Origin of the sequence: Paraburkholderia sp. BL17N1, from assembly GCF_003634175.1 — a bacterium.
Classification (GTDB): Bacteria; Pseudomonadota; Gammaproteobacteria; order Burkholderiales; family Burkholderiaceae; genus Paraburkholderia.
The window spans coordinates 471612-494605 of sequence record NZ_RBIW01000002.1 but is presented as its reverse complement, the minus strand read 5'-3'; the positions used below and the strand labels follow the sequence as shown (position 1 = coordinate 494605).

The 22994-nt window shown below is 63.0% G+C and carries 22 protein-coding genes; 16 read left to right on the top strand and 6 right to left on the bottom strand.

The window, feature by feature from the left end:
* The first annotated feature begins 10 nt into the window (after positions 1–10).
* On the top strand, positions 11–343 hold the full coding sequence (locus B0G82_RS22055) for a DUF2322 family protein (RefSeq protein WP_121309039.1): 333 nt from the start codon (positions 11–13) through the stop codon (positions 341–343).
* A 116-nt stretch (positions 344–459) separates the two neighbouring features.
* Here the strand turns inward: B0G82_RS22055 and B0G82_RS22050 are convergent, their stop codons facing one another.
* The 5 genes from B0G82_RS22050 to B0G82_RS22030 form a co-directional block, all read right to left on the bottom strand.
* Positions 460–1461: a transketolase family protein gene (locus B0G82_RS22050; RefSeq protein ID WP_106277333.1), complete on the bottom strand. Its 1002-nt coding sequence runs from the start codon at positions 1459–1461 to the stop codon at positions 460–462.
* On the bottom strand, positions 1458–2303 hold the full coding sequence (locus B0G82_RS22045; protein ID WP_121309038.1) for a transketolase: 846 nt from the start codon (positions 2301–2303) through the stop codon (positions 1458–1460). Before B0G82_RS22045 ends, B0G82_RS22050 begins: the two co-directional genes overlap by 4 nt.
* 46 nt (positions 2304–2349) lie before the next feature.
* Positions 2350–3678 carry an MFS transporter gene (locus tag B0G82_RS22040; RefSeq protein ID WP_121309037.1) on the bottom strand — a complete coding sequence of 443 codons (1329 nt, stop codon included), beginning with the start codon at positions 3676–3678 and terminating at the stop codon, positions 2350–2352.
* 83 nt (positions 3679–3761) lie between these two features.
* Complete coding sequence (locus B0G82_RS22035; protein WP_121309036.1) at positions 3762–4511, bottom strand: SDR family NAD(P)-dependent oxidoreductase; 750 nt, start codon at positions 4509–4511, stop codon at positions 3762–3764.
* Between the two features lie 200 nt (positions 4512–4711).
* The gene (locus B0G82_RS22030) at positions 4712–5608 is read right to left on the bottom strand and encodes a LysR substrate-binding domain-containing protein (protein ID WP_116145586.1); all 897 of its coding nucleotides are present in this window, start codon (positions 5606–5608) and stop codon (positions 4712–4714) included.
* A 383-nt stretch (positions 5609–5991) separates the two neighbouring features.
* On the opposite strand from B0G82_RS22030, the gene B0G82_RS22025 reads away from it, so the two are divergent.
* From B0G82_RS22025 to B0G82_RS22010, 4 genes are all read left to right on the top strand, one after another.
* Positions 5992–7536 carry a sugar ABC transporter ATP-binding protein gene (locus tag B0G82_RS22025; protein WP_121309035.1) on the top strand — a complete coding sequence of 515 codons (1545 nt, stop codon included), beginning with the start codon at positions 5992–5994 and terminating at the stop codon, positions 7534–7536.
* 50 nt (positions 7537–7586) lie between these two features.
* Positions 7587–8582 (top strand): ABC transporter permease, encoded by a 996-nt coding sequence (locus B0G82_RS22020; RefSeq protein WP_116145583.1) that lies wholly within the window; start codon positions 7587–7589, stop codon positions 8580–8582.
* A 38-nt stretch (positions 8583–8620) separates the two neighbouring features.
* A complete protein-coding gene (locus tag B0G82_RS22015) occupies positions 8621–9643 on the top strand; it encodes a substrate-binding domain-containing protein (protein WP_241974786.1) in 1023 nt (340 codons plus the stop codon).
* 98 nt (positions 9644–9741) lie between these two features.
* Entirely contained in the window at positions 9742–10629 is an 888-nt protein-coding gene (locus B0G82_RS22010) for an amidohydrolase (RefSeq protein ID WP_199730207.1), read from the top strand.
* A gap of 140 nt (positions 10630–10769) precedes the next feature.
* Here the strand turns inward: B0G82_RS22010 and B0G82_RS22005 are convergent, their stop codons facing one another.
* Positions 10770–11879 carry a metallophosphoesterase gene (locus tag B0G82_RS22005; RefSeq protein ID WP_147439559.1) on the bottom strand — a complete coding sequence of 370 codons (1110 nt, stop codon included), beginning with the start codon at positions 11877–11879 and terminating at the stop codon, positions 10770–10772.
* Between the two features lie 1070 nt (positions 11880–12949).
* Here B0G82_RS22005 and B0G82_RS22000 point away from each other — a divergent pair.
* From B0G82_RS22000 to B0G82_RS21950, 11 genes are all read left to right on the top strand, one after another.
* Positions 12950–13126 (top strand): Flp family type IVb pilin, encoded by a 177-nt coding sequence (locus B0G82_RS22000; protein ID WP_121309033.1) that lies wholly within the window; start codon positions 12950–12952, stop codon positions 13124–13126.
* A gap of 138 nt (positions 13127–13264) precedes the next feature.
* Positions 13265–13801, top strand: a complete 537-nt coding sequence (locus B0G82_RS21995) for a prepilin peptidase (protein ID WP_116145575.1) — start codon at positions 13265–13267, stop codon at positions 13799–13801.
* A gap of 37 nt (positions 13802–13838) precedes the next feature.
* Entirely contained in the window at positions 13839–14672 is an 834-nt protein-coding gene (cpaB, locus tag B0G82_RS21990; RefSeq protein ID WP_121309032.1) for a Flp pilus assembly protein CpaB, read from the top strand.
* 87 nt (positions 14673–14759) lie between these two features.
* A complete protein-coding gene (locus tag B0G82_RS21985; RefSeq protein WP_121309031.1) occupies positions 14760–16565 on the top strand; it encodes a type II and III secretion system protein family protein in 1806 nt (601 codons plus the stop codon).
* A 23-nt stretch (positions 16566–16588) separates the two neighbouring features.
* On the top strand, positions 16589–16882 hold the full coding sequence (locus B0G82_RS21980; RefSeq protein WP_116148915.1) for a hypothetical protein: 294 nt from the start codon (positions 16589–16591) through the stop codon (positions 16880–16882).
* Positions 16883–16928: 46 nt separating this feature from the next.
* On the top strand, positions 16929–18131 hold the full coding sequence (locus B0G82_RS21975; protein ID WP_121309030.1) for an AAA family ATPase: 1203 nt from the start codon (positions 16929–16931) through the stop codon (positions 18129–18131).
* Between the two features lie 54 nt (positions 18132–18185).
* Positions 18186–19568 (top strand): CpaF family protein, encoded by a 1383-nt coding sequence (locus tag B0G82_RS21970; RefSeq protein ID WP_121309029.1) that lies wholly within the window; start codon positions 18186–18188, stop codon positions 19566–19568.
* 27 nt (positions 19569–19595) lie between these two features.
* Entirely contained in the window at positions 19596–20573 is a 978-nt protein-coding gene (locus B0G82_RS21965; protein ID WP_121309028.1) for a type II secretion system F family protein, read from the top strand.
* Positions 20574–20616: 43 nt separating this feature from the next.
* Positions 20617–21573 (top strand): type II secretion system F family protein, encoded by a 957-nt coding sequence (locus B0G82_RS21960; protein WP_121309027.1) that lies wholly within the window; start codon positions 20617–20619, stop codon positions 21571–21573.
* Positions 21574–21599: 26 nt separating this feature from the next.
* On the top strand, positions 21600–22466 hold the full coding sequence (locus B0G82_RS21955; protein ID WP_121309026.1) for a sterol desaturase family protein: 867 nt from the start codon (positions 21600–21602) through the stop codon (positions 22464–22466).
* A complete protein-coding gene (locus B0G82_RS21950) occupies positions 22463–22993 on the top strand; it encodes a TadE/TadG family type IV pilus assembly protein (protein WP_121309025.1) in 531 nt (176 codons plus the stop codon). The genes B0G82_RS21955 and B0G82_RS21950 overlap by 4 nt, the downstream gene beginning before the upstream one ends.
* The last annotated feature ends 1 nt before the right edge of the window (position 22994 follow it).

Genomic DNA, 22994 nt, shown 5'->3' with positions numbered 1-22994 from the left:
AGTGGTTTCAATGATTCAACCGGGCAACGTATTCAAGGACAACCTCGCGCAGATGCCGGGCATCGACGCAATCGCGCGTATCGATCTGGTGGACGGCAAAGGCGCCGTGGTGGCCAGCATCGAGAACAAACCGGGCAAGCAGGGTTCGCTGGCGGTGTACCACTATCTGCAGCAGACCTTCGGCACGCTCGACGCCAAAGCGGCCGAGCATGGTCTCGTCGTGTTCGCCGAGCACACGGCCGATGCGCGTCACCGTCCGGGCGCGCATCCGAACGTCGATATCCTGCTCGCGATTGCCGCGGGCGGAGAAGCTTTGCGGATCGATGTGATCGCCGCGGGCTGAAGTGGGTTGGTGATAATCGGTGCGGCGCTGCTGGACGAGCCGGTGCGCGCGGCCGTGCCGTGCCGTGCCGATCAGGCGACGCCGGCTGCATGCCGGCGTCGTCCATCAAGACACGCTCAGTTCAACCAGCCCTTGATCGCCTCCGACATCGTGGCGGTCGAAATGCCGTAGCGGTCGTGCAGTGTCGGCAACGCGCCGGCGTCGAGGAACGCATCGGGCAGTCCCACTTGCCGGAAATGACACGCCACGCCCGCGCGCATCAGTTCGGCCGCGACCGCTTCGCCCAGACCGCCGATCACCGTATGGTTTTCGGCGACCACCACGAGCCGTCCGGAGCGCTTCGCTTCGCGCACGATCGTTTCCGTGTCGAGCGGCTTGATCGTCGGCACATGCAGCACGGCGACGCCGATCCGGTCGCTTTCCAGTGCCTTCGCCACTTCGAGTGCGCGCATGGTCATGATGCCCGACGAGATGACCAGTACTTCGGCACCGTCGCGCAGCAGCTTGGCTTTGCCGAGTTCGAAGGTGTAGTCGTATTCGTCGAGTACGGCCGGCACATTGCCGCGCAGCAGGCGGGCATAGACGGGGCCCTTATGTGCGGCGATCGCGGGCACCATCTGCTCGATGTCGAGCGCGTCGCACGGGTCGATCACGGTCATGTTCGGCATGGCGCGCATTAAGGCGAGATCTTCCGCGGCCTGGTGGCTCGGACCGTAGCCGGTCGTCAGGCCCGGCAGCGCGCAGACGATCTTCACGTCGAGATTGTCTTCGGCGATCGTCTGATGCATGAAGTCGTACGCGCGGCGCGTGGCGAATACCGCATACGTGGTGACGAAAGGCTGTGCGCCTTCATGCGCGAATCCCGATGCCGCGCCCATCAGCAATTGCTCGGCCATGCCCATCTGGTAGAAACGCTCCGGAAACTCCTTGGCGAAGATGTGCAGGTCGGTGTATTTGCCGAGGTCGGCCGTCATGCCGATCACGTTCTGCTTTTGCCGCGCCAGTTCGACCAGCGCGTGGCCGAAGGGTGCGGACCGCGTGACCTGTCCTTCGCCCGCGATCGAGGCGATCATCGCGGAGGTCTTCAGGCGCGGTTTGCTCGCGGTTGCGTTGCTCATGCTTGTCTCCCTTTTTCGAGTGCTTCCAGCGCCAATTGCCATTCATCGGCATCGACGCGGATAAAGTGGTTCTTCTCGCGTTGTTCGAGGAACGGCACGCCGCAGCCCATGCGCGTGTCGGCGATGATGATGCGTGGCTGCGCCTCAGGATGCGCGCGCGCCGCATCGAACGCGGCCGCCACCGCGGCGATATCGTTGCCGTCCACGCGTTGCGTGAACCAGCCGAACGACTCGAGTTTTTCGACGAGCGGCTCGAACGCCATGATCTGCGTCGACGGGCCATCGGCCTGCTGGTTGTTCACGTCGACCACGGCGATCAGGTTGTCGAGCTTCCAGTGACTCGCGGACATCAAGCCTTCCCAGATCGCGCCTTCGTCAAGTTCGCCGTCGGAGAACAGCGTGTACACGAACGACTTCGACCCTTTGCGCTTCAATCCGAGGCAGCGGCCCACCGCGATCGTCAAGCCCTGGCCGAGCGAGCCGCCGGACATCTCCATGCCGGGCGTGTAGCTCGCCATGCCCGACATGGGCAGGCGGCTGTCGTCGCTGCCGTAGGTTTCGAGTTCCTCGGCGGGCAGAATGCCGGCTTCGAAGAGCGCCGCATACAGCGCGATCGCGTAATGCCCGTTCGACAGCAGGAAGCGGTCGCGCTCTTCCCAATCGGGATCTTCCGGCCGGTAGCGCATCGCGCCGAAGTAAGCGACTGCGAGAACATCGGCAATGTCGAGCGCCTGACCGATATAACCCTGGCCCTGGACCTCACCCATCAACAATGCGTTTCTACGGATACGGTATGCGTGTTCGGCAAGGGTTGCCGTCGGCACGCGTTCTGGACTGTTCATGTTGTCTCCTGTGATCAGTCGTAAAGAGTAAGAAGGGTTCAGCGGTTCAGCGGTTCACGGACTTCGCGGGCACCAGAAACACGAGGCAGGCGCCGAACGTGACGGCTACCGAGATAAAGATCAGCCCGGCAGTCGATTTGCCTGTCAGGTCGTTGAGCCAGCCGACAATCGCCGGTGAAAAGAAGCCCGCAAGATTGGCGACACAGTTCACCGCCGCGATCCCGGCCGCGGCCGACATGCCGCCGAGCAACGCGGTCGGCAACGACCAGAACTGTGATGACGACGCGAGAATGCCGGCCGCGGCGATGCTCAGACAAACGATAGAGGCCGGCACACTGCCGATGGCCGGCAGCAGAATGAAGCCCGCTGCGGCGATCAGCATCGGAATCGCCAGATGCAGACGGCGCTCACGATGACGGTCCGCACTCATGCCGACCAGCGGCAGCGCGATGATGGCGCACAGATAAGGAATCGCGGTGAACACGCCGATCCACAGCGGATCGGCCACACCCGATTTGCGGATGATGGTCGGCAGCCAGAACGTCAGGCCATACTGACCGAGCACCACGCAGAAGTAGATGGCCGCCATCAGCCACAAGCGGCGGTCGCCGATGAACGATTTGACCGACACGTGAGCGATCTTATGCGCGTTGTCGCCGGCCACGTTGCGGGCGAGCAGCGTCTTTTCGGAGTCCGTCAGCCACTTCGCTTTCGTGATGCCGTCGTCGAGATAGAGCAGGATGGCGACGCCGAGCACGAGCGAAGGCACGGCTTCCAGCAGGAACAGCCACTTCCAGCCGGCCATGTTCATCGCGCCTTGCAGCGAGTGCATGATCCAGCCCGACAGCGGGCCGCCGATAATGCCGGCCAGCGGAATCGCCATGAAGAACAGCGACAGCGCTTTGGCGCGGCGCGCAGCGGGAAACCAGTAAGTCAGGTAGAGAATCACACCGGGTGCGAAGCCCGCTTCCGCGACGCCGAGCAGAAAGCGCAGCACATAGAAGGTTGTAGGCGACTTCACGAAGATGAACGAAGCGGAGATCACCGCCCACGTCAGCATGATTCGCGCGAGCCACTTGCGCGCGCCGACACGATGCAGCACCAGGTTGCTCGGCACCTCGAAGAGAAAATAGCCGAGAAAGAAAATCCCCGCGCCCATGCCATACACGGTTTCGCTGAAGCGCAGATCGTTGAGCATCTGCAGCTTCGCGAAGCCGACGTTGACGCGGTCGAGATAAGCGCCGAGATAACACAGCATCAGGAATGGGATCAGGCGACGGCTGACTTTCGCGTAGGTCTTCGACTCGAAGCTCGCCGAGTCCGTTTGCGGCAGCACGTCGGCGGCAAGGGATGCCGCGGGGTATTTCGGTTTCATGTGCGTCTCCTTCCATGGCTCCGGGTTGGCCCGGATGCCGGTCATGTTGCCGCTCCTCGCGAGCAGCAACGCGTCGCTATCAATCAATGAATCAGCATGCCGCCGTTCACGTCGAGGGTGATGCCCGTGAGATAGGTCGACAGATCGCTGACGAGGAACAGGCACGCGTTCGCCACGTCGCTCGCGTTGCCGAGCCGGCCGAGCGGAATGCCCTTGATGATGTCGACGCGCATCTCCGAGGTGAGCTTGTCGCCGGTGATATCGGTTTGAATCAGGCCGGGTGTGATCGAGTTCACGCGAATGCTGTCGCCGCCGAATTCGCGAGCCATCGCGCGAGAGAGACCGAGCACGCCGGCTTTCGCCGCGCTGTAGTGCGGGCCGCCGAAGATGCCGCCGCCGCGTTGCGCGGAGACCGACGACATGCACACGATGCTGCCGCCTTTCTGCTCTTTCATGGCCGGCAGCACAGCTTGCGACATGTAGAGCGTGCCGCGCAGATTGACGTCGACGACGGCGTTGAAGCCTTCGGCGGTGATGTCCAGTGTGCGCACCGGCTGCGTGACACCGGCGTTGTTGATGAGGCCGTCGATGCGGCCGTAGCGCTCGAGCGTCGCTTTGGCGGCCGAGACGCACGCGTCTTTGTCGGTGACGTCGCAGGCGAGGCCGAGATGCGCGTCGCCGAGATCGGCGGCGGCGCGCTTCGCGTCTTCTTCGCGCAAATCGAGTATGACGATGCGGGCGCCCTGAGCGGCGAGTGCCTGAGCGGTTGCCTTGCCGATTCCGCGCGGTGAGGCGGCGCCGGTCACGATGACGACTTTGTTCTCCAGCAGCATGATTGTCTCCTGAGTGTTGATGTGATGGCCGAAGTGTCTACTGCGCGGCCGGTCGCATCAACGACGTACTGCTCAACTATGTTTGAGATATTTTCAGGTGACGTGCTGCTTTAAACGCAGGTGCCGCATGGTGCGACGCCGCATCTGGAATGCCGTGCGAGCGCGGCGCAGGAAAACCCTGGCAAGGATCGAAGCCGCTCTCAGGCTTTGCGCTCCATGCGCCCGACCTCGCGCTCGATCCACGCGATAAAGCGCGTGACGCGCGGCAGTTCGGCGTTTTGCGGCGGATAGACCAGATGATGCGCGCCGACCTCCACGGCGTGCGTGTCGTCGAAGACCGGCACGAGCGCGCCTTCCTTGATCCGGACCGAGGCGAGCATCACGCTTTCGAGCGCGATGCCGAGGCCGAGCGCCGCCGTTTCCAGTGACATGTACGAGCGATCGAAAGAGAAGTCGAAGGTCTTATGGGCGGCCGACACGCCGGTGCGTCCGAACCACTGCTTCCACTGCACGAGCGGCGTCTCCGAGTAGATCAGCCGATGTTGCAGCAGATCTTCGGGCGTCTTCACCGGATTGTTCGCCAGATATTGCGGCGACGCGAGCGGCGCGATGAACTCGCCGCGCAGCGTTCTGACTTCAAGGTCGCGCCAGTTCGCATAGCCGTGGCGCAGATCGATGTCGTAATAACCGCTGGTAAACGAGACGTCCTCATATGAGCAGGCGAGATTCAACTGGATATCGCCATTGGCCTCCTGAAACGACGCAAGCCGCGGCAGCAGCCACATGAGCCCGAAGCTGGGACTCGAATGCACTCGCAGGATATCGACGTCGGTGCGGCTCGATGCGCGCTCAGTGGCGCGACTCAGATCCGCCAGCGACCCCGTCACGTCGGACAGATAACGCTCGCCGGTCGGCGTGAGGACGAGCCCACGACCCGAGCGATAGAAGAGTGGCTGGCCGATTACCGACTCCAGGTTGCTGATCTGATGACTGACCGCCGATGCGGTCAGCCCGAGCTCTTCCGAGGCCCGGTTGACGCTTTTTGTTCTGGCCACGCTCTCGAACGCGACGATGGCCTTGACCGGTGGAATGCGCATAGTGGAATTTTTTTCAGATGCAGTTGAATGAAACCGCCTTGTTCGCACGCCATTCGCACTGCCATTCTGTCGACAAGCCGCGCAGCCAGGGATGCATGGGGTCCTCTCGGTACTAACCCGGCAGTTTCACTGCCGCCAGGCGGCTAAATCATAAACATAGGTTGCGCAGTGCAACAACTGTGCAGGAGACGGTAATGGATTATCCGACTTTCCCGGTGAGCGCGCGATCAGCACACGCTCACCCGCAGCGCTCTCGTCCTGTTCGCTTCCATATCGAGTAAAGACATTTCGCCGGTTAGCGCCCATGCGGCGTACTGGCGACTGTCGTACTACGCATTCGCAAAACATGCGCGATGCGCGGAAAACGCGAAAGGAGAAAGGACATGGCTGAGCAGCGTTACTTGTTGACGGCGCGCGCGATCGTCAAGAGCTTTGGACCGACCAGCGTATTGAAGGGCTTCGACATTTCGATCGCCCCAGGTGAAGTGCATGCTTTCCTGGGTGGCAACGGCGCGGGCAAGTCGACGCTGATCAAGATCATCTCCGGTCAGTTCGAGCGCGACGGCGGCACGCTCGAATTCGACGGGCAAGCAATCGGTGCATCCGTCGGCGGGCATATTGCCGCCGGCACCATCGCGGTCGTCAATCAGGAACTTGCGTTGCTGCCGCATCTGTCGGTGGCCGAGAACATCGCGATGCCGCAGCTGCGGCGCGGCGCCGCGAAATATAGCGAACGCGCGTCAATGGACATCGCGGTCGAAGCGCTGTCGCTGATCGATCCGCAGTTCGCGCGTGAATCGTCGGGCCGGCTGGTCGGCGATCTGACCTTGCACGAGCGCCAACTGGTGGAGATCGCGCGCGCCCTCGGTTCGGGCGCGAAGCTGTTGCTACTTGACGAACCGACCGCCAATCTGACCGCTGCGGAAACGATCCGGCTCTTCGCGGTACTACGGCGTCTCATTGCCGATACGGGACTCGCGGTGCTGTTCGTTTCGCACCGCATGCGCGAGATTCGCCAGATCGCCGATGTCTGCACGATCATTCGCGACGGCAAAACGGCAGTCGATCGCGTCGCGCTCGATGCGATCACCGATCGCGAGATCATCGAATGCATGGGTCAGAGCGTTGTCGTCGATGACGCGGCCGCGCGCGTCGCGGAGTCGGCGGAGTTGGGGCAGGCCCACCCGGCGGGGGAACAGGACATCGGTGACGGCGGCGGTCGCATTCACGCGGGCGCATTGCGGATCGAACGCGACGGTGTGGCGATCGAAGTGCCGGCCGGCGCGATTGTCGGCCTTGCCGGAGCGCCGGTGGGTCCGTCTTCGTTGATCGATGCGCTGACCGGTATCGCGCCCGCCGGCTCATGGGCTATTACACGCGACGGCGCTCGTGTCAGCTATTCGCATCCGTCGGCCGGCGCGCGCGACGGCGTCGGCTTCGTCTCGGGCGACCGCTCGAACAAGGGCGTGCTCGCCACGTTGCCGATCGTCGACAACCTCGTCGCGGCAGCACGCGTCGTCAACCGGCGCCGTGTCGTGAAGCGCGAGGAAATCGAACAGAGCGCGCGGCTGCTCGACGCCCTGAAGATTCGCGCCGGCTCGCTGTGGGACTTGCCGGCCACACTCAGCGGCGGCACGCAGCAGAAACTGCTGATCGCCCGTTGGCTATTGCTGCGGCCGAGGCTGCTGGTGCTCGAAGAGCCGACCCGCGGCGTGGATATCCGCACGAAGCGCGAAATCTACGCGCTGATTCGCAAGATGGCGCAGCAGGGTACGACGATCGTCTGGTGGTCGACCGAATATATCGAACTGGTCGAACTGTGCGACACCGTGCTCGCGTTCGATCTGGACGGCAAGCCCACCGAAGTCCTGCGTCACGCCGACGTCAACGAAACACAACTCGCGGCCGCAACGGGTATGGCCGCCTAACGTCGGTTAGCGCCGCCGCGCGCCAAAACATCATTAATCTGGAGACAGCCATGAAATCAGCCACTCATCCCATCGCGGAGGCGCAGCCAAAACGCAGCAGCGCGGGACGCCGTTTGCTGTCGGCATACCGCACGGAAATCGCGATTGCCATTGCGATCATCGTGATCGAACTCGCGGTGGGCACGATCGTGCCGGCTGCGCTGTCGGGCGGCAATATTTCCAACGTGACGCAGGCGGCCGCGCCGCTCGTCATCATGGCATTCGGCGTGTTGCTCGTGATCATTACCGGCGGCATCGATCTGTCCGTCGGTTCGGTGTTTTCTTTGACGGGCATGGTGACCGGCCTCGCCATGGCGCATGGCTATGGCGCGGTGGCGAGCAGTGTCGCCGGACTCGCGGTCGGCGTCGGCATCGGCGCGCTCAACGGTGCGCTCGTGACCTTCGTCGGACTCGCGCCGTTCGTCGTGACGCTCAGCACGTATGCGATTGCCGGCAGCCTCTCGTTCATCGTAACCGACGGCCACTCGCTGCCGATCTCCAACCCCGACTACTGGCTGCTCGATTCAGGAACGCTGATTCCCGGCCTGCCGAACTACGCGCTGTGGTGCGTGCTGCTGCTCGTCGCGATCGAATTCTGTTTGCGCAAGGTGGTGGCGGGCCGCTGGCTGTATGCGATCGGCAGCAGCAGTTCGTCGGCGCGCGTGATTGGGATTCCGGTCAACCGCGTGCGGCTCGGCGCGTATCTGCTCTCGGGTTTGCTGGCTTCGTTCGCGAGCATCGTCAGTGTGTCGTACATCAGCAATGCCGAGGCCACCGCGGGATCGAGCCTGATGCTGCAGGCCATCGCGGCCGTGGTGATCGGCGGCGCGAGCCTGTTCGGCGGGACCGGTTCGGCCATCGGCGCGCTGCTCGGCGCGCTGATGATCACGATCATTCAGAACGGCGCGAATCTGATCGGCGTGAACAGTTTCTGGCAAGGCACCGTGACCGGTGTCGTCATTCTCATCGCGGTTCTCGTGGATCGCGTTACCAAAGCCCGGCGTTGAGCACGGGTTCGCAAAAACTATCTGGAAGGAGACACATCATGAACAAGCGCACATTCAGGTCGGCCGGCGCACGCACGAGGCAGCCGGTTGCACGGATCGCAATGGCGTCGATCGTCGCACTCGCCGCGGCATTCTCGTCGCAGATGGCGGTCGCGGCGGACAAGCAGACAGTTGCGTATATCGCGCCGTCGCTGGATATTTCGTACTGGCAGTGGGTCGCGTACGGCGTCAAGCAACGGGCGCAAGAACTCGGCATGGACTATGTCGAGTTCACCTCGGAGAATTCGCCGGCCAAGCAGATGGACAACGTGCGCACGGCCATGACGCGCGGCGTCAACGCGATCGTGATCGGGCCGGTCAGTTCGACCAGCACGCCGCCCGTGCTGCGTCTTCTGAAGTCGAAGTCAGTGCCGGTCGCCTTCACGGGTATCGGGCCGCAGGCGGGGCAGACGGACTATACGTCAGCCGTCACGGCGAATAACTACGATACGGGCAAGGCTCAGGGCGCATACGTTTGCAAACTCGCGAAGGATCGCGGCAGCAACAAGGTGGCGATGCTGTCGCTGCCGCAGGATCGCGAGAATGCGCAGAAGTACATGAAGGGCGCGCAGGAGTCGTTCAAGGCCGATGGCTGCGATCTCGTGCAGGTGCTCGAGACGCACGGGCTGACGGTCAACGAAGCGGTGCAGCAGGCCAACGACGTGCTGACCGCTCACCCCGATGTCAAAGCCATCTACGGCATGTACGACGAAGCCGCGACGGGCGCCGCCAAGGCGCTGCAAACGCGCGGTGCGGTCGGCAAGGTGGCGGTCGTCACGGCCGACGGCAGCCCGACGACAATCAAGCTGCTGCGCGACGGCGCGATCCAGGGCATCTTTTTGCAGGAGGCGGTCGGGCAAGGGATCGACGCGACCACGCAGGTGTTCAACGCGCTGAATCATAAGCCGACAACGCAGGAACTCGCGCTGAAGGAACCGCTCGTGACGAAGGAAACGATCGATCAGCCGGATGCGCAGGCCACGGTGAAGCGTGTCTATCCGCCGTCCGCGGGGAAGTACTGAGGAAACGGTGTTGACCTGATTGCGCGGCCATTCGTTTAGTGGTGTTTCGACGCGAGCGCCGCGCGTCGTATAACTTCAAAGGAGGCGCTGTGGACAATCTGCCTATCATCGACCCGCATCATCATCTGTACGATCTGAAGACCGGCAACTACCCTTGGCTGCAAGGGCCGATGCTCGACCGCGTGTTCGGCGATTATTCGGCCATTCGCAAGGACTATCTGATCGATGACTTTCTTGCCGATATCAGGAATCAGAATGTGGTGAAGACGGTTCATCTGCAGGTCGAATACGATCACAACGATCCGGTGGCCGAAACGCGATGGCTTCAGAGCGTCGCGGACAAGCACGGCTATCCGCACGGCATTGTCGGTTTTGCCGATCTGTCTTCGCCGAACGCGCAGGCGGTGATCGAAGAGCACTGCCAGTACAAGAATGTGCGAGGCATTCGCCAATGCCTGAATTTCCACCGCGATCCGGTGAAGACGTTTATCGACAGTCCGCATCTGATGAGCGATCCGCAATGGCGGCGCGGCTATGCGCTGCTCAAGGAGCACGACTTGTCGTTCGATCTGCAACTCTATTACACGCAAATGGAAGAGGCGCTCGCCCTAGCGCGCGATTTCCCCGACACGCCGATGGTGCTCAACCACACCGGCATGCCGGTCGACCGTAAGCCCGAAGAGATCGAGGCATGGAAAAGAAGCATGACCTCGCTCGCTTCGGCGGACAACGTTTTCTGCAAGATATCTGGTCTGGGTATGGGCGACTGGAAGTGGACGGTGGACAGCATTCGTCCGTTCGTCCAGCACGCAATCGATGCATTCGGCGTGAAGCGCTGCATGTTCGCGAGCAACTTTCCGGTCGACAAGCTGTTCAGCAGCTATGACGATGTGTTCAACGCCTTCAAGGAGATTACACGGGAGTTCGCGGCGGACGAGCGGGCGGCGCTGTTTCATGACAACGCGGAGCGGGTGTACAGGCTGTGAGGGCTATCCGGCGCGCGGATGGCGAGCAGCACTTCGACAATGCGGAAGCGGCTCGCTGACGGAGATCGAGTGCGTGGCGGTACAGCAAACGTGTGGGGAGTATCGACGCGCTGCCGTCGAACGCGCTTTTGCCCGCGCGATCACGCGCCCGAACCTGCCGGATATCCTTTCGACCCGCCGAATGCCGGTTGTTCGCGAGTCGCGCGGTTGAGCAGCATGGGGATCTCGTCCAGACCCAGCAGCGTGAGCGCTCCGCCGTACACGAGCCCCGTATCGACATTGATGACGTTGCCACGAACCATGGGCTCCCGCACCGGGGTGTGCCCGACGATCACCGCAGCCACGCCGTCGATGCGGCTGCCCGGGTCTGGCCATCCTGGTGCAAACCGTTGGCACAGTTGCGCGAAGGCCCGGCGCATGGAAACAAAACCTGCTCTCTTGCCAGCGATCCAGCGGGAGCGATCCCAGATCACCTTGCGCCGCACGGGTCCGTTGCGGTCCTCCTGTTCCAGCGCCTGCACCATCTTCGGCCACGATTGCATGGGGACGTTGGCGTGCACGATGCCGACCAGGCCGTCGTCGGTTTCGATTTCGATCGCGTAGGGAAGGGCCGCCATATACGTCACGATGTCGTCCAGCGCCGCTTTGTCATAGACCATATCGAACAGCCACTCGCCGCCGGTGGATCGAATCGACGCGTTCTTGCCGCCGTAGCGGTGCCATCGCACGATCGTGTCCTCATGATTGCCGCGCACCGATTGAATGCGATACCGGTCCACGAATTCGAGCACGGCCGGCGATTCGATGCCCCGATCCACCAGATCACCGACGGCAAACAGTCTGTCGCGCGACGGGTCGTAACGGCGCAACTCCAGCTCTTTCGCAAGCCGGCTGAAACAGCCGTGCAGATCGCCTACGACCAAGTCGCGACCGGCCGTGTTCTTTTTGAAGCGTCGCACGGGTATGAAAGTCTGCTGCATGTTTTCACCGCAATCAGTTGACGTGAAATGACGGATGACTTCTGTATGGTTGCTGCGTGAAGCCCAGACGGCTTCGACCTCGAAGTGTCTTCGTCGGTTGGGCATGGCGCGCGCAGTGGCGTCGCCGTCACACAGTGTTGACCGCCAATTGAGTGCTTTCAGTGTCGATTTGTAACGAGGTGTTTGAACCGGAATGCCGTCCCCGTCGCCCCAACCGAGCGGGGGGTGCAGACGGAGCGGCGACATCGTCGCATTGGTCGCGCGGCGCACGCAGTGTCTTTTACGCTCGGTTACAAGTGGCGTATCAACGGCCTCAACGCATCGGCAAGTTTTTTCGACGGTCGTCGCCGGCGCACCGACTTATGTGGCCCGGCTCGCATTGCTGAACGAAACCGGACACATCGGCCTTCGTCGCAATCCGGGCCGTATTGGCGCGTGAGATGAGCGAGGTTTTTTCGGTGCGCTCGCGAAACTGCGATGCCGAGTCGGGCCTAAATCGCTCTGACAGGCCCGACTGACAAGGCGCCGCGGGTCGCCCGGAAGCAATCGAAGCCCGTCTTGGGACGCTCCAAAACGATTGCCGCCTGCGTCGACCCCGACGGGTTTGGCCCGACGCGAGAACGACACGGCGATCCGCCGTCAATCGCGCAATGCGCGCTACCCCACATAGTGAGGTGGGCGGACATCGCTTTTCGCGGCCGTGCCGCCGGGTCGTTCTTCGGCCACCCGTCTCACGCTTGCAACATCCCGGACGGGCTCAGTAAAACCTACTTTTGTCCGTTCAATGTCAGCATATTTGACCGAAGTATTTGTCGAACCATTGCCTGCCAATGGTTCGACGGTTTTCTACTCTGCGGAAATAATGCGTGAAGCACGGCAAGCGGGCTCCGCTCCTTCGCTTTCCAGTGTCTCAAATCCGAACCATCGCGCGCTGCGAACTCCCTGCCGCACCTTCCGCCGAAGCGTCAATCATTGCCCAGCAAGGCTTTGAGGCCTGTTGGCATAGCCGTTGCAAATAGAGAGTCACAAGACGAAAAAACATGTTGCAGACGGAAAGCAGCAACTGAACTCCGGCAGCAACAAAAGTCTTCGTGAATCGCGTTCGGGGAGGTCCACGCGTTTTACGAGGTGCGGCGGGGCCAGCGAAAACGGAAGTCGATAAACAACGACACGGCGATGGATACGGGGTATCAGCCTCTCGTGATCGTGACGAAGTAAGGCGCTGGCCTCGCCACTTTTTCCGTCCTCGTGACGGGCATGAACGCCGCATCGGCGCACCTGTTTTCAGGCGGCTGCAGACGGCATAAACCGAAGTCAACTTTCACTCTACGGGGATTAGCATGAAGAACACGATCAAGAAGTTTTTGCGCGAAGAAGACGGTGTGGCGGCGATTGAATATGCCCTGCTGGCCGGGCTGATCGCGGTGGCGATCATTGTGACGGTGCAGAACATGACCACCAATCTGAAAGCCATGTTCACTGCGATTGGTACTGCCTTGACGAGCGCCGCGGCCTGACACATCGCGCAGCACCCGATGCAAATCCGATCGCTCGCCCTGTCTCGACGGTCCTTCGGGACAGGGTAGCGACGGCCTTGCGCAAAACGAAGCGCATCCAGTAAGAAGGGCAATTCGATCCTCGAAACGGAGCAGGCAATGAACGGGGTTCCTTTTCCAATTGGTCCATGCGTGATGACGCTAGTACTCGTCGCCGCCCTGTGGGACATGCAAACGCGCCGGATTCCTAACTGGCTGGTGGCGACAGGATTGATCGTGGCGATTCCGGTGCAGTGGTTTACGCACGGTGTCGTCGATGGCATGACGATGTGGATGGGCGGCATGCTGGCCGGCGGCGCGTTTTTCCTGCCGGGCTACGCGATGCGGCTGATGGGCGCGGGCGACGTGAAGCTGATGGCGGCAATCGGCGCCTTCTGCGGCGCTTACGGCGCGCTCGAAATTGGTTTGGCGGCTTGTGTGATCGGTGCGATCGGGTCGCTCGCAATATGGTTCCGGCGTCGCCAGATGCGCGCCGGACTGCACGGGGCGGCAGCATTGCTGATCAACTGCGCGACGCCGGGCAACGGCACGCTGCGCAGGTCGGGCAGTGTGGCTGAAAGCAGTGCGACGGGGACCATGCCTTACGGCATTGCGATAGCAATAGGCAGCGCATGCGTGTTGTTCGCCAGCGTGTGACGCATGCCGGGGCAGGGCAAAAAATCAGGGGTTGAAAATGAAAAACGCGCGCGCTGTAACGATGCTGCTGATCGCGACGCTGGCGGGCCTCACCGCGGTGGTGTTCGCCTCGCGCTGGATGGTCTCGCAATCGTCGAATGCCACGACAAGGGTCGTGGTGGCGGCAGCCGATATCAATCTCGGTCAACGCATCGGCCCGGACTACCTCAAGCTCACCGACTGGCCGTCCAATAGCGTGCCGCCCGGCTCGTACACCGACATCCAGAAACTCGACGGCCGCGTGCTGAAGGAAAGCCTGCTGCGCGGCGAACCGATTCTCGATGCGAAGCTCACGCCGGTCGGCACGCTCGGCGGCCTCTCGGCGGTGATCGGCGAAGGCAAGCGCGCCATCACGGTGCGCGTGAACGACGTGATCGGCGTGGCGGGCTTCGCGCTGCCGGGCAATTACGTCGACATCATCGTCAACACGCAAAAGGATGCCCGCGATCCAGGCACCCAGCGTGATCAGAACATTTCCAAGATCGTGCTCGAAAAGATTCTCGTGCTGGCCGTCGCGCAGGAAGTGGGCCGCGACGAAACCAAGCCGAAGGTGGTCGACGCGGTGACGCTCGAAGTGTCGCCGGAACAGGCCGAGAAGATCGACCTTGCACGCAGCATCGGCACGCTGTCGCTGGTGTTGCGTAACCAGATCGATCCCAAAGCGATCGACACCGCCGGCGCCACCAAGGCCAGCCTGCTGCAAACGCCGGTCGCCGTGGTGCCCGCACCCGAACCGAAGCCGGTCCATATCGTGCGCAAAGTGGCGGCGCGCGCGCCGGCCAACTGTGTGCGGGTACTCGACGGCGCCGACATAAGACAAGAATGCTTTTGACAGGCTCGAGCCTGCAGGCCGTGACCGATGCGTGACCGACGTTCAGAGCGGCGCGCAAAAAAATGCGGCACATAACGGGGGTAGGACATGAACGCCAGAACCACTCAGCGCGCTAGCGCGCCGCGGCAGCCGCTCGGCCCGCGCGAAGCGAATTCGCGCCTGCCGCGGGGCCGCACCCGGATCGCCGAAGCCTGCACATGTGTGCTGTTGGGCATGTATCTGACGATGCTGCCGGTGGCGCAAGCGGCCGGCCAGAACGCCGCAGCGGGTGTGCCCGGGTTGCCGGACGTGCCGCTCACGATGGCATCGAACGGTTCGGTGCATCTGACCATCGCCGCGAGCGGCATGAGCCCGGGTGCTTCGTCCGGCGGCGCGCAACAGGGCGCCCGTGGCCCGAACTGCAGCGGCCCGGTCGCGGAACATAGCTCGGTGACGATCCCGGTCGGCAAATCCACGATGGTCGATGTGCGCGAACCGGTGAAGAGCCGTAGCGTCGGCAATCCGGCGATCGTGCAGGCCATGCTCGTGTCCCCGCAAACACTGTATCTGCTCGGCTCCGATGTGGGCACCACCAACATGATCGTGCAAGGCCGCAGCGGCTCCTGCACGATCATCGACGTGAGCGTCGGCGCGGATCCAGGCGGTCTGCAGCAAACCCTCGCCGCGCTGATGCCCGAGGAAACCGGTATTCAGGTGAAGGCCGCCGCCGACACGCTGGTGCTGACCGGCACGGTCTCCGACGCGGTCAAGGCCGAACGCGTGCTCGAACTGGCGCGCGCCTTCGTAGCCCGTCCGACCACCGCCTTGCAAGCCGCCGCGCCGATGGGCAGCGGCCCGTTGCCGGTCGGCGCCGCGCCGCGCGCGATGGGTATGCCGGCACCGACGCTCGGCGGCGCGGGCGGCGAACGCATCATCAACATGATGCACGTGGCCGCGCCGCAGCAGGTCATGCTCGAAGTGAAGGTCGCCGAAGTCTCGAAGACGCTGATCGACCAGCTCGGCGTGGCGGCGAATATCAACGGCGGGATCGGCAGCTGGAGCTTCGGCTTGCTGGCCGATTACCTGTCGGGCGGGCTGAGCGCATTGACGGCATCGAAAGCGAACAATGCGCCGCTCAGGGCCGCGATCGATGCGCAAAAAACCGATCAGCTCGTGAAGATTCTGGCCGAGCCGAACCTGATGGCGATCAGCGGCCAGGAAGCGAGCTTCCTCGCGGGCGGCAAGGTCTATATTCCGGTGCCGCAAAGCAACGGTGCGAACGGCACGACCATCGTGCTACAGGAAGAACAGTACGGTGTCGGCCTGACCTTCACGCCGACCGTGCTCGAAGGCGGTCGCATCAACCTGAAGGTGTCGCCGGAGGTGTCCGAGCTGTCGTCTACTGGCGTGGTCGTCAGCGCCGGCAACTCGAACAACCAGACGATCCTGCCGCTGATCACCACGCGGCGCGCCTCCACCACGCTGCAGGTGTTCGACGGTCAGAGTTTCGCGATCGGCGGCTTGCTGAAGAGCAACATCACCGGTTCGATCAAGGGTTTGCCAGGCGCCGCGGAATTGCCGGTGCTCGGCGCGCTGTTCCGCAGCACGAGCTACGAACAGGACAAGACCGAACTGGTGTTCGTCGTGACGCCGCGGCTCGCCAAACCGCTGCCGCAGCACTATCCGTTGCCGACCGACGGTTTCGGCGACGCCAGCGAAGCGAACGTGTACCTGACCGGCCACATGGAAGGCACGAAGCGCGCCGCGCCGGCCGCGGGAGCTTCGGCGCCAGTCGGGGCACCGGCAACCGCGCCTGCACCCATACCGGTTCCTGCACCCGCTCCCAGCGCGGCTGCCGCTGTCGCTGTGATACCGGCCACGCCGGAAACCAGCGGCTCACACGCCTCGCAGTAATGCGCGGCCTACCGGAGATCGACATGACAAGCACCAAGACACTGATCCGCACGGCACTGTGCGCCGGCTTGAGCGCCGCGCTCGCCGGCTGCCTGAGTTCGACGCCGCACTGGGACGCGACGTTCGGCGACTCGATCAACCAGATCAAGGAAATGCAGACGCTCAACCCGAACGCCTCGGCGAACACCGATCCGGTTGCGGGAATCGACGGCACGGCTGCAGCCGCGGCGCAGAAGAGCTACGCCAAATCCTTCACGGCGCCGCCCCCGCCCACCAATTCCTTGACGATCGGCGTCGGCTCATCGATTTCGTACTGAAGCGGCACAACCAGGAGGCTCGCTGTAGAGCCAGCGGAGACTTACCATGATCGACACCCTTCTGATTTCGTCCAGCGCCGAGCGCGCGCCGCACATCGCGGCGCGTCTCGAGGCAAGCGGCATCGCGTTTCGTCTGCGTACGCTGCACGGCACGGCGAAGCAGTTGCGCGTGCACGCCACGGCGATCAGGAGCGCCGATCTGCTGATCGTCGACGACGCCGATCTGACACCGCGCGATCTGAACGGTGTCGAAGAAGTGCTGTCGCTCCTCCCGAATTTGCATTGCATGCTGATCACGCCTGCGCCGTCGACCACACTGCTGATGGCGGCGATGCGTGTCGGCGTGCGGCATGTGCTCTCCTGGCCGCTGAACGACGCCGAGATCGCCGACGCGCTCGCTCACGTCTCGGCAAAGAAGCACGCCGGTGTGCGCCGCGACGGCCGTGTGGTGTCGTTCACCTCCTGCAAGGGCGGCAGCGGCACGACACTGATCGCCGTGAATCTCGCTTACGCGCTGGCCTCCTTGCGCGACAAACGCGTGCTGCTGATCGACCTGAACCAGCAATTCGCCGACGCGAGTCTGCTAGTCGCCGACAAAGCGCCGCCCGCCACGCTCGCGGATCTGTGCTCGCAGATCGACCGGCTCGACGCCGCGTTCTTCGAATCTTGCGTGATGCATGTGCACGCGAATCTCGACGTGCTGGCCGGCGCGGGCGATCCCATCAAGTCGGGCGAACTGCGCGCCGCGCATCTGGAACGGATTCTCACGCTGGTGCGCGAGCAATACGACGCGGTGCTGATCGACGTCGGTCAGAACATCAATCCGCTCGCGATCCACGCGCTCGATCACAGCGACTCGATCTGCATGGTGGTGCGGCAGAACATTCTGTACCTGCACGCGGGCCGCCGGATGCTCGACATTTTCAAGGAGCTCGGCTATCCGGCGAGCAAGGTGAAAGTGATCGTCAATCAGTACGACAAGAACGCGCGCATCAACCTGTCTACGCTCGAAGCAACGTTCGGCGCAAAGGTCGCGCATCACTTGCCGCGCGACGAAAAGCAGGCCACCGAGGCGCTGAACCACGGCGTGCCGCTCGTGACCGGCGCGAAGGGCGGCGCGCTCGCCCAGGGCATCTCGCAACTGGCGGCGTTGCTGTGGCCATTGCCGGTCGCCGAGCGCAAGAGCGTGCTCGGGCGTCTGTTCCAAAACCGGCCGAATTCGCCACCGCAGCTCAAGCCCGGACACTGAGCCGCCTGAATTCGTTCAGGGTAGCTTGCCATCGAAAAGAATGCGGAGAGCACCATGTCATTGCGCGAACAGTTGATGATCCAGAGCGGCACGATGCCGTTCGACGGCGCCAGTCCCGCAGCGGCCGCGGCCGGCGCGGCCACGGAAAGCCTGGCCGCGCGGCGCGCGTATCAGCAACTCAAGATGAACATTCATCAGGCGATCATCGACCGGGTGGAACTCGACAAGCTGCAACGCCTGTCGCCCGAGCAGATCAAGCGCGAGTTGGCGCAACTGGTGGAACGGATCGTCGACGAAGACAAGATCCCGATGAACGAACTCGAGCGCCGCCGTCTCGCTCAGGACGTGCACGACGAAATGGTCGGCCTCGGCCCGCTCGAACCGCTGCTCAACGACCCGACCATTTCCGACATTCTGGTCAACACGTCGCAGCACGTGTACGTGGAACGGCGCGGGCGCCTCGAACACACCGACGTGACCTTCTACGACGACGCGCATCTGATGAAGATCATCGAGCGCATCGTCTCGCGCGTGGGCCGCCGGATCGACGAATCCACGCCGATGGTCGATGCGCGCCTGCCGGACGGCTCGCGCGTCAACGCGATCATTCCGCCGTCGGCGATCGACGGACCGCTCGTGTCGATTCGCCGTTTCGCGGTAAATCCGCTTACGGTGACCGACATGGTGAACAACCAGAGCTTCACGCCAGCGATGGCGCAACTGCTCGAAGCGCTGATCAAGTCGAAGCTGAACGTACTGATTTCGGGCGGAACCGGCAGCGGTAAAACCACGCTGCTCAATCTGCTTTCCGGCTTCATTCCCGAGGACGAACGGGTCGTGACGATCGAAGACGCGGCCGAATTGCAGATGCGCCAGCAACACGTGCTGCGCCTCGAAACGCGGCCGCCGAATATCGAAGGCAAGGGCGAAATCTCGCAGCGCTCGCTGGTGCGCAACGCGCTGCGGATGCGCCCCGACCGAATCGTGCTGGGTGAAGTGCGCGGCGCCGAAGCGCTCGACATGCTGCACGCCATGAACACCGGCCACGAAGGTTCGATGGCGACGCTGCACGCGAACACGCCGCGCGACGCGCTCACGCGGCTCGAAAACATGGTCGGCATGGCGGGTCTGACGATGCCGATCAAGGCGATCCGCCAGCAGATCGCGTCGGCCATCACGGTAGTGGTGCAGGCTTCGCGCCTCACCGACGGACGCCGCAAGCTGATGAGCATCTCCGAAGTCACCGGCATGGAAGGCGACATCATCAACATGCAGGAGATCTTCGCGTTCAAGCGCACCGGTGTCGACGAGAACGGCATGATCAAAGGCTATTTCTGCGCGAGCGGCGTGCGCCCGAAATTTTGCGAGCGGCTGGCGGGCTTCGGCATCGTGCTGCCGGACCAGATGTTCGATCCGGCGCGGCGTTTCGAAGTATGAGCGCGCAACGGATTTGAGGAGAGGGACATGAACACGTCGTTTATCGGCTTTGCGGTGCTCGCGTTTCTCGCGGTGGTGCTGGCCATCGAGGCTGTTTATCTGCTCTGGAGCAGCCATCGCGGCAAGGACGTCAAGCGCATGGACGAGCGCATTCGCGCGCTGTCCGCCGGCGGCAACGTGAGCAGCCAACAGCTCTCGATCCTCAAGCAGCGCATGCTGAGCGAGTCGCCGTTCGTCACGCAGATACTGCTGCGCATACCGCGCGTGCACACGCTCGACCGGCAGTTGCAACAGTCCGGGCTGAAATGGTCGGTGGCGCGCTTCGTTACCTACACGCTGCTGTGCGCGGTGCTGGGCGCCTTGGGCGGGTTCGTGCTGCAATTTCCCGCGCCGGTTATGGGCGTGTTCGCCGCGGTGGCGAGCCTGCTGCCTACCCTGATTCTTCGCCGCAAGCGCACCAAACGCGTGCTGCAACTCGAACGCCAGTTGCCCGATGCGGCTGATCTGATCGCCCGCGCGCTGCGTGCCGGCCACTCCTTTCCGGCCGCGCTCGGCATGGTCGGCGAAGAACTGCCCGAGCCGCTCGGCGGCGAATTCGCGCTGGTGTTCGACGAGATCAACTACGGCGTATCGATGAACGACGCGCTCCTGAACATGGTGAGTCGCGTACCGGTCGAGGATCTGCGCTACTTCGTGATCGCCGTGCTGATCCAGCGCGAGGCGGGCGGCAATCTGGCGGAGATTCTCGGTTCCATCGCCGGCATCATTCGCGAGCGGCTCAAGCTGCTCGGCAAGGTGCGCGTGCTGTCGGCGGAAGGACGCCTGTCGGCCTGGGTGCTCGGCGTGTTGCCATTCGCCATTCTCGGGCTGCTGTCGGTGCTCAATCCGGGCTACATCAGCGTGTTCTGGAAGGATCCGGCGGGCCCGCAGATCGCCGGCGTGGCTATCACGATGATGATGTTCGGCATCTTGTGGATGCGCAAAGTCGTGCGCATCCGCGTCTAGACCACGGTTTCGACACGAGGAGCGCGGGTTCGGCCCGCAGACCATGAAAATTGAACAGATCGTGCTGCTTGGGCTAATGTTTCTGATCGTGTTCGGCGCGGCGCTGAAGGCGATGACGCTGCTGCGCCCCGACCCTGTGCAACGGCGCATTGAAGAGATCGCGCAGCCAGGTGTCGCCGCCGAGGCTGACGCCGGCGCGCAAATGAATTGGGTCGAAACCGTCACGAAGATGTCCGAGCGGGTCGCCAAACTGTCGCTGCCGAAAGAGGACTGGGACAAGTCGGTGCTGCGTCTGCGCTTCGCGAACGCGGGTATTCGCACGCCGTCCGCAGCGGCCATCTACTTCGCTGCCAAGACTGTGCTGGCGCTTGCGCTGCCGGCCATTGCGCTAATTGCTTTCGGCAACGCCTTCCAGGCCGGCGAGCGCATTTATCTGCTGCTGACCGTGCTGGCTGCCTCGGCGCTCGGCTTCTATCTGCCGAACCTCGTGATGAGGCGCCTAGTTGAAAGCCGTCAGCGCAAGCTGTTCGAAGATCTGCCCGACGCGCTCGATCTGATGACCGTCTGCGTGGAAGCGGGCCTCGGCCTCGACGCAGCGATGATGCGCGTCACTCAGGAAATCGGCGTGAAAAGCCGCGCGCTCAAAGACGAATTCGACATGGTGCTGCTGGAATTGCGTGCCGGCTTGGGCCGCGACAAGGCGTTGCGCAACTTGTCGCTGCGCACCGGCGTAGAGGACATCGACACGCTTGCCGCGATGCTGATTCAGGCGGACCGCTTCGGCACCAGCGTGGGTGACTCGCTCCGTGTTTATACCGACAACCTGCGCACCAAACGACGCTTGCGCGCGGAAGAGCAGGCTGCGAAGATCGCCTTGAAGCTGCTGTTTCCGCTGATGTTTTTTATTTTTCCGACTCTGCTGGCCGTGCTGGTCGGCCCGTCGGCGATCCAGATCGTGCGTCAGCTGTCACCGGCCGTCCAAGGTATTGCGGGCGGTTGAACGCCAGGCATTCATCGGGGAATCCCATGCTCGCATCCAGCCCGTTTCCTGACCTCCTGCAACACGCAGGCCTGTGGCTGCGCATGTACGCGCTCGGGCTGGCGATGATGGCCGCGGGCGCGGCGCTGGAACGGCGCTGGCCCGCCGCGATGCTGCAATCGCGCGCCGGCCAGCGTTTCAACGTGGCCTATGCGGGCGTGTATCTGGCGCTCGCGGAAGCGATGAAGCCGTTCACCGCGGCGGCGAGCGTCGCGATCGTCAATGCGCTCGGTGGCGGCCTGGTCGTTCTGAACTCGCACGGGGTGGGCGCGGTGGCTTCGTTCGTGATCGTGCTGCTCACTATCGACGTGCTCGAATACGCGTTTCACCGGCTGCAGCATACGTGGCCGGTGCTGTGGAAGCTGCATTCGCTGCACCATAGCGCGGTCGAATTCAATGTCACGGTCACGTGGCGGCACCACTGGGTCGAATCGCTCATCAAGGGTTGCCTGCTCTATCCGTTGATCGGCGTGCTGTTCAAGGTCGAACCGTGGATCGTTGGGTCGACCTCGGTCATTTTCATGCTCGGCAATTATTTCGCGCATCTGAACCTGCGCGTGGACCTCGGCCGCTACATCACGTGGGTCAACAATCCGCAGTATCACCGGCTGCATCATTCGAACCGCGCCGAGCATTTCAACCATAACTTCACGCAACTGCTGCCGCTGTGGGATCACCTGTTCGACACGCAGTGGGTGCCCGCCAAAGAAGAGTGGCCGGCCACCGGTCTCGACGACGGTGCGCAGCCGCGCTCGTTGCTGGAAGCATTGTGCTGGCCGCTGCGTCTGCACGCCGGACGCGGCGCGGGGCTCGCCGGCAAGCCGGTGCCGGTGCTGGACAAGGAGACGAAATGAAATCCGCTCGCCACAAGTCCATCTTTAGCGGGGAGGCGCGCGCAGGCAAGCGCGGGCACACGCGCAAGCAACGCGGCGTGGCCACGATCGAGTTTGCGTTGATCGCGCCGCTGCTGCTGCTGTTGCTGTGCTTTGCCATGGATCTCGGCGTTGCGCTGTGGGTCAACCTGACCATGCAATACGCGGTGCGGGAAGGCGCGCGCTATTCGGTAACGGGGCAGACCAACCTCGATCCGAACGCGACCAATCAGCAGCGCTATCTGGCTGTCGTGCAGGAGATCAAAAACAGTTCCATGGGCCTCTATTCGCTCGTCTCGCCGAGCTATGTGATCACCATCAACGGGGCGACCCAAAGCTACAACACGCAGACAAGTTACAGCACGGGCATGTTCGGCAATCCCGGCGACATCGTCGTGCTGCAGATCAACTGCATCTGGCCGCTGCTCACGCCGCTGGTCAAGCCGTTCTTCGCCAACGGCAAGTTCAGCTTCAGCGTCGCGGCGACGATGCGCAACGAGGGCTTCTGAC